The 6,888-nt window shown below is 41.3% G+C and carries 6 protein-coding genes; 5 read left to right on the top strand and 1 reads right to left on the bottom strand.

The window, feature by feature from the left end:
- The first annotated feature begins 219 nt into the window (after positions 1–219).
- The 3 genes from catA (at position 220) to GJV03_RS20885 (ending at position 4,059) form a co-directional block, all read left to right on the top strand.
- Positions 220–1,164 (top strand): catechol 1,2-dioxygenase, encoded by a 945-nt coding sequence (gene catA / locus GJV03_RS20895; RefSeq protein WP_004721555.1) that lies wholly within the window; start codon positions 220–222, stop codon positions 1,162–1,164.
- 85 nt (positions 1,165–1,249) lie between these two features.
- Complete coding sequence (locus tag GJV03_RS20890; RefSeq protein WP_154131037.1) at positions 1,250–2,506, top strand: GTPase; 1,257 nt, start codon at positions 1,250–1,252, stop codon at positions 2,504–2,506.
- Complete coding sequence (locus GJV03_RS20885) at positions 2,506–4,059, top strand: dynamin family protein (RefSeq protein ID WP_154131036.1); 1,554 nt, start codon at positions 2,506–2,508, stop codon at positions 4,057–4,059. Before GJV03_RS20890 ends, GJV03_RS20885 begins: the two co-directional genes overlap by 1 nt.
- A 181-nt stretch (positions 4,060–4,240) precedes the next feature.
- Here the strand turns inward: GJV03_RS20885 and catM are convergent, their stop codons facing one another.
- Entirely contained in the window at positions 4,241–5,158 is a 918-nt protein-coding gene (gene catM, locus GJV03_RS20880) for a cis,cis-muconate-binding transcription regulator CatM (RefSeq protein WP_034617960.1), read from the bottom strand.
- 118 nt (positions 5,159–5,276) lie between these two features.
- On the opposite strand from catM, the gene GJV03_RS20875 reads away from it, so the two are divergent.
- Both GJV03_RS20875 and catC read left to right on the top strand, forming a co-directional pair.
- The gene (locus GJV03_RS20875) at positions 5,277–6,386 is read left to right on the top strand and encodes a muconate/chloromuconate family cycloisomerase (RefSeq protein ID WP_154131035.1); all 1,110 of its coding nucleotides are present in this window, start codon (positions 5,277–5,279) and stop codon (positions 6,384–6,386) included.
- Positions 6,387–6,400: 14 nt separating this feature from the next.
- Positions 6,401–6,691, top strand: a complete 291-nt coding sequence (catC, locus tag GJV03_RS20870) for a muconolactone Delta-isomerase (RefSeq protein WP_004820442.1) — start codon at positions 6,401–6,403, stop codon at positions 6,689–6,691.
- The last annotated feature ends 197 nt before the right edge of the window (positions 6,692–6,888 follow it).

Raw genomic sequence — 6,888 nt, 5'->3', positions numbered from 1 at the left:
GCATGACAGCATCACAGTTTTATCATTTGAGCGGGTTAAATATACCTTTTAAGTATTTAAAGATACCGAATTCAGTCTAGATAAGGGGATTACATTCAATTAAGGTATATAGAAGGATTTATTAACCAAGCAAGATCAGGAATGATGCTGGCTCAACGCACAACATATCTTAAAAGATATGACGCAAACCAGCATTATGGCAAGATTAAGGAGATAGCCATGACAGCCAATAATATTAGAATTTTCGAGACGGAAGAAGTACAGAATTTCATTAACCTACTCAGCGGACTTGAGCAAGACGGTGGAAATCCTCGTACTAAGCAAATCATTCATCGGGTGGTTTCTGACTTATTTAAGACCATTGAAGATTTAGAGATTTCTTCTGACGAATATTGGGCTGCAATTGCATATTTAAACCAGCTAGGTACTAGTCATGAAGCAGGCTTACTTTCTCCTGGTTTAGGTTTTGACCACTTCCTTGATATGCGTATGGATGCAATTGATGCCGCTTTGGGTATTGAGAACCCAACTCCGCGTACCATTGAAGGCCCACTTTATGTCGCAGGTGCACCTGTTGCCCAAGGTTTTGCTCGTATGGATGATGGCAGTGATCCAAATGGTCATACCCTGATTTTACACGGTACAATTTACGCTGCAGATGGTCAACCACTACCAAATGCACAAGTTGAAATCTGGCATGCCAATACCAAAGGTTTCTATTCACACTTTGACCCAACTGGCGAACAACAGCCTTTTAACATGCGCCGTACCATTATGACAGATGCTCAAGGTCAATACCGTGTCCAAACGATTCTGCCTGCAGGTTATGGCTGTCCACCAGAAGGTCCAACTCAACAATTGTTAAATCAATTAGGCCGTCATGGTAATCGTCCTGCACATATTCATTTCTTTGTATCTGCAGATGGTCATCGCAAACTAACCACGCAAATTAACGTTGCTGGCGACCCGTACACTTATGATGACTTCGCCTACGCAACACGTGAAGGCCTTGTGGTTGACGCAATCGAACATACAGATGCAGCAGCGATCCAAGCCAACGGTGTTGAAGGTCCATTTGCCGAAATGGTATTTGACCTCAGACTTAGCCGCCTTGTAGATGGTGTTGATAACCATGTGGTTGACCGCCCTCGCCTACAAGCTTAATTCAGCTAAAAGTCATTTTGTGAATCTTGAAATCAGGCGAGCTGTAACGGTTTAGCCTGATTTATTTTATGGAAAAGATATTTAGATGGATATTCATACTTTTGATGCAGCAAGCAATACTATTTTGACCGTTGTTCCTGAAGATGCGAAAGCTCTGGCTCGACTGCGTGCCATTCTACAGGCAGGTCAATTTCCGACGGTTACAGTGATTGGCAAATATAATCATGGTAAAAGCCGGCTGTTAAATGAGCTTATTGGTCAAGATATTTTCTCAGTTGCGGATAAACGAGAAACGGTGGCCCTCTCCGAACATCTGCAACATCATATCCGTTGGTTAGATGCACCGGGTTTGGACGCTGATGTGGCGACAATCGATGATCAACTTGCTCAAGATGCGATGTGGAATAAAGCAGATATTCGCCTAATGGTGCATTCGGTACGTGAGGGTGAGTTTGATCCTTATGAATTACACTTATTCCAGCAATTCGAGCAAGATGCAAAGCAAACCCAACGTCAAAGCTTACTGCTGCTTACCCAAATTGACCAAATTCCAGATCAAGCCGTTTTAGCGCAGATTATTGGCAGCATTCAAAATCAAGCACCAACTGCAACTGTACTACCTGTATCAGCTACACGGCACCGTCAAGGTATCGAAAATTCCAAACCCGTACTGGTACAACGCAGTGGTATCCCCGAACTACAACACACACTTCATCGGATGCTTGAGCAAGTCCCCGCAATACGTCAATTTGAAAAAAAACAGATCATTGTTGATCTAAAAACGCGCTTATCCCAGCACCTAGAAACCATTCAAAGCAACATTCAGCAACTTACAGCAACCTTACAGCAGCAACGCCAAAATTTTGAGCGTGATCTCAATCAAATATTAGATAAAGTGCGTCAAGATTTACAACCGGTCCTACAGGTCTCTGGGCAGGATAATTCGCTAGAACCAGATTCTTTTGCCAATATGTATAAAGTAACCGCAGGCAAACGTGATCGTAACCGTATTCAAGTGGCTTATTCTCGTGCCTGTATCGAAATCAATAGCCATCTGGTGCGCTATGGTGTGGTGGGTTTACCTGATACGCAAAAAAGTAATGTACGCAGTCTAGATACGGTCATGGTTGCGGTGATGGGTGTCTCGGTCAAACTGCGTAAGGATCTCAATCTTATTTTTGTGGAAGAATCAGGTCGTCAGCGTTTACGTGGTGAATTTGCCCATTATTTTGAGTTGTCTTCTGATCGAATGCAGTTGCAACAGCAATTACTTAATTTGCAGCAGCAACAGCAGCTCATCATACAAGCCCAACAGGCATCAACCACTTTGGAGCAGGTATAATGACCGTCCATGATTCGATTCAGACGCTGATTGCGAGCACCGAAGCTTTTGATCAGCAGGAACAGGACATCATCCTGCATTTAAATAAGATGCACACTTGGCATCAGCAACTGGCGATCAATCTCAATAAACAACGTATCAATCCCATTGGACTGACATCATATAGTCAGATTGCCCAAGACATCGCAGTACTCAATTCTCAGCTTGAAAGCTATCTCAGCCATTGGGAAACACAATTAGAAACCCTACATGCTGCACAATCCATCGCAGATCATTTTGACGATAAGATTATTTTGCTGATTTTCGGAAAATTCAATGCGGGTAAAAGTTCATTCTGTAATGTATTGGCAGAGTGTTTTCACAGACGTCAGCAAAACGTTGAATATTTTTATCTCGACTCAGGTCAAATTATCCATAGTCAGGAGAGTTTTAAAGAAGGTGCCACAGAAACCACCACACGCTTACAAGGCGTTTGTTTAGCGAATAATCTCATCCTGCTGGATACGCCAGGACTCCATTCCGTTACGCCAGAAAATGCCACATTGACCCAACGCTTTATGGATAGTGCGGATGGTGTCCTTTGGCTCAGTAGTTCCTCCTCACCCGGTCAGGTCAAAGAATTAGCGGCTTTGGGGCAGGAATTACGCCGACATAAACCGTTATTGCCAGTGCTTACACGAAGTGATTATTTTGAAGAAGATGAAGTCGATGGCGACATTTGCCAGATTCTATGCAATAAAACCTCTGACCAACGTTATCTGCAAGAAACCGATGTTCAAACCCGTGCTATTGACCAACTGATCGCAATGCGAGTTGATCCTGTGCTGTTGCAATCGCCAATTTCAACCTCCTCTCAGATGTTGAAAAATGCGGATTTCAATGATCAGGCTATGCAAATGACAGGTTTTAATCGTTTATTTGATGCACTTTTACATTTGATCCAACCTGCTCTGGCTTATAAACAGCGTAAACCTGCGGAAGCCTTGTTACATCATTTACAAGAACAAATTCTAACGCCTTTACAACTTGAGGTTGTGCCACAACTGCATCAATTACAGCAGCAGCTAAGCAATGCTATGAGCGCTTTGCTGCAACATAAACAGCAGATCATTACGCAAACATGGCGCAGTATGATTGCAACCCTGCCAAGCTTATTAGAGCAACATGCCGAGCAGCAAGCGGTGGATGAATTGTATAGTGCACTGACCCAACAGGCTCAACAGCTTCTATCACGACATATTGCAAATACTTTATCGGATTATCAACTGCAATATGCCCCTCTCAGTCCGTTACAGTTTGCTGAGCATCTGGCGTATGAAGTGATTTATGCTGATGATGCAACCGAGATCTTAGCCATTGGCCATGACCATTTATATAGCGAGATCTCACATAGTTTGTGGCAAAAGCTTGATCTATATAGCGATGAAGTTATCGCACAATGCCAAGAACTGCTAAGCAATCTTCAAGAGCAAATTGCCACCATCCAGCAAGGCTTAATCAATGACGAACAGGAACTACAATACATTGCGAATTCATTAAGAATGCAAGGATAAAGACCGATAATGTCATTTTAAAATCATTGCTTTCAAATCATTAACTCAATAGATCTCATGCATAAATCAAAAAAATGATCATGTTGAGTGAATCATATTGGTATTGAAAGTCCCTTCTCCCGTTGGGAGAAGGCGAGGATGAGGGGATTTTTTATTGATCTCAGCGCAGGCCTATACTCGATTAATCCCCATCGAGTTGAAGTGGAATCCCTTCCTCTTCAAAGACCTGTCGAATACATTCTAAAATCTTAGGTAAATAAGGACTTTGATCCATATTTCTCACGGCTAATGAAATAGGACTATAGGCCTCTATATCCAAAATCGGAATATAGACCAGATTTTTCATGCCTATTTCACTAGCGCTTTCAGGAATAATGCATATCCCTTCCCCTGACGACACCAAACCCAAAGCCATATGGATTTCTCGAACTTCAACCATATCTTTCGGTACCAAGCCTAATTCGGTAAAAATGGATTGAATCAAGGTTGAGAAATTAGGCTTCTGTGTGGCTGGATAAGAAAAAATAGGTTCATTGATAATTTGCGATAAATAAATACCTTTATCAATATAACTGGTTAAATGATGATTTTTATGCGCGGCTAGTTTTAATTTCTCTTTGTACAATAAAATGCGCTTAATCGATGGATCACTAATTCTTAAACGACCAAAGCCTAAATCTATTTTACCGAGTTTGAGTGCTTCGATTTGATCCTTGGTACTGTATTCAATCAGCTCAACCTGAATATCAGGGTTATTTTGACGAAATAAATAAATTACCTGAGGCAGTAACGCATACAGCAATGAACTGACATAACCAATACGGACAATTGTATTCATTGAACTAATACGCTTCGCCATAGAGGTGGCTTGCGCAGTATGAGTCAAAATTTGTACCGCATGTTGGTAAAAGAATTGCCCTGCTTCTGTTGTTCTTACTGGACGTGTGCCACGCTCAAATAAAAGAATACCCAGTTCTTCTTCTAACTTTTGAATCTGACGGCTCAATGGCGGTTGAGCAATACATAATTTTTCTGCAGCTTTGGTAATACTCTGCTCTTCGACCACTGTAACGAAATAACGAAGATATCTTAATTCCATCTCTATAAATCCCTTTTATATACCTTTTAAGTATCTAAAAATACCAAAATCGGCCTAGTTAAAGATATTACATTAAATTAGGGTATATAAATAGATTGATACTTAAGAAATAACCACGATGTACAAGTCCATAGAAACGCTGTTAATCGAAATTCCAACGATACGTCCTCACAAGATGGCCGTTGCGACAATGCAAACCCAAACCTTGGTCCTGATTAAAATCACGACTGAAGATGGTTTAATTGGCTGGGGTGAAGCGACCACAATTGGCGGTTTAGGTTATGGCGAAGAAAGCCCTGAAAGTGTAAAAACCAATATTGAAACCTATTTTGCGCCATTGTTAAAAACGCTGTCTGGTGCCAATATTGCCCAAACAATGCAAGTGATCCATCGTAATATCAACGGTAATCGTTTTGCGAAATGTGCTGTTCAAACTGCATTATTAGATATTCAAGCGCAACGTTTAGGTCAACCCCTGAGTGAGATTCTAGGCGGTCGCTTACGTGACAGTATTCCTGTGCTTTGGGTTTTGGCGTCGGGTAATACCGAAAAAGACATTGCCGAAGCAGAAAAAATGATTGCGTTAAAACGTCACAATGTCTTTAAGTTAAAAATCGGATCACGTCCTGTTGAACAAGATGTTGAGCATGTATTGGCAATCAAAAAAGCCTTGGGCGCAGACATCTCAATTCGTGTAGACGTTAACCGTGCTTGGTCTGAACTGAATGCAATTAAAGGGATTCAAATGCTTCAAGATGGTGGCGTTGACCTGATTGAACAGCCTTGTGCAATTCATAATATTGATGCTATGCAACGTCTTAGTCGTAAGTTTGATATCGCGATCATGGCAGATGAATCATTAACTGGTCCACAAAGTGCTTATAACTTGGCAAAAACCAATGCAGCCTCAGTTTTTGCGGTAAAAGTTGCGCAATCTGGTGGTCTGATTGAAGCATGCGAAGTCGGTAAAATCGCCAATCTGGCAGGTATTGATCTTTATGGTGGCACTATGCTTGAAGGTCCTGTTGGAACAATTGCCTCAGCACATGCCTTCTCTACATTTAGCAATCTCGCAGCGGGAACTGAATTATTTGGCCCACTGCTACTGACTGAAGAAATTTTAAAAACACCGCTTCAATATGGCAATTTTGAGCTCAAAATTCCAACTGGTCCGGGCCTCGGCATTGAACTAGATGAAGACAAAATCGACAACCTACGTCGTCAATAATTCAAGGAGCTGACATGCTTTTCCAAGTACGAATGGATGTACACATCCCCCTCGATATGCCCGTCGAAAAAGCCAATGAAATTAAAGCAATTGAAAAGGCTTATTCACAAGATTTACAACGTCAAGGGAAATGGCGTCATATCTGGCGTATTACAGGCCAATACTCAAACACCAGTATTTTTGATGTAGAGAGCAATGAAGAACTCCACAATATTTTACAGGGATTGCCTTTATATCCTTATATGAATATCGAAGTGACTGCCTTAAACCGTCATCCGTCTTCAATTCGAGAAGATGACCATTAAGCAGCGGGTGTAAATTCATTGACTAAATAACTGTGAGATAAGTTCTTTCTCACAGTTTTTTTAAGTTTCTATACATGTCTATCTTTGCTAATGCGGTATGTATAGAAATTTAAAAACATGGATAAAAGGTTCGTCTTATGATTGATAAAAGTAAGCTCTCGTTGACTGAGGTTCTATCACACATCAAAAATGGTGCA

This window comes from Acinetobacter sp. RIT698 (assembly GCF_009668065.1).
GTDB lineage: Bacteria > Pseudomonadota > Gammaproteobacteria > Pseudomonadales > Moraxellaceae > Acinetobacter > Acinetobacter guillouiae.
The sequence above is the reverse complement of the archived record's forward strand: the minus strand, read 5'-3'. Positions and strand labels throughout refer to the sequence as shown.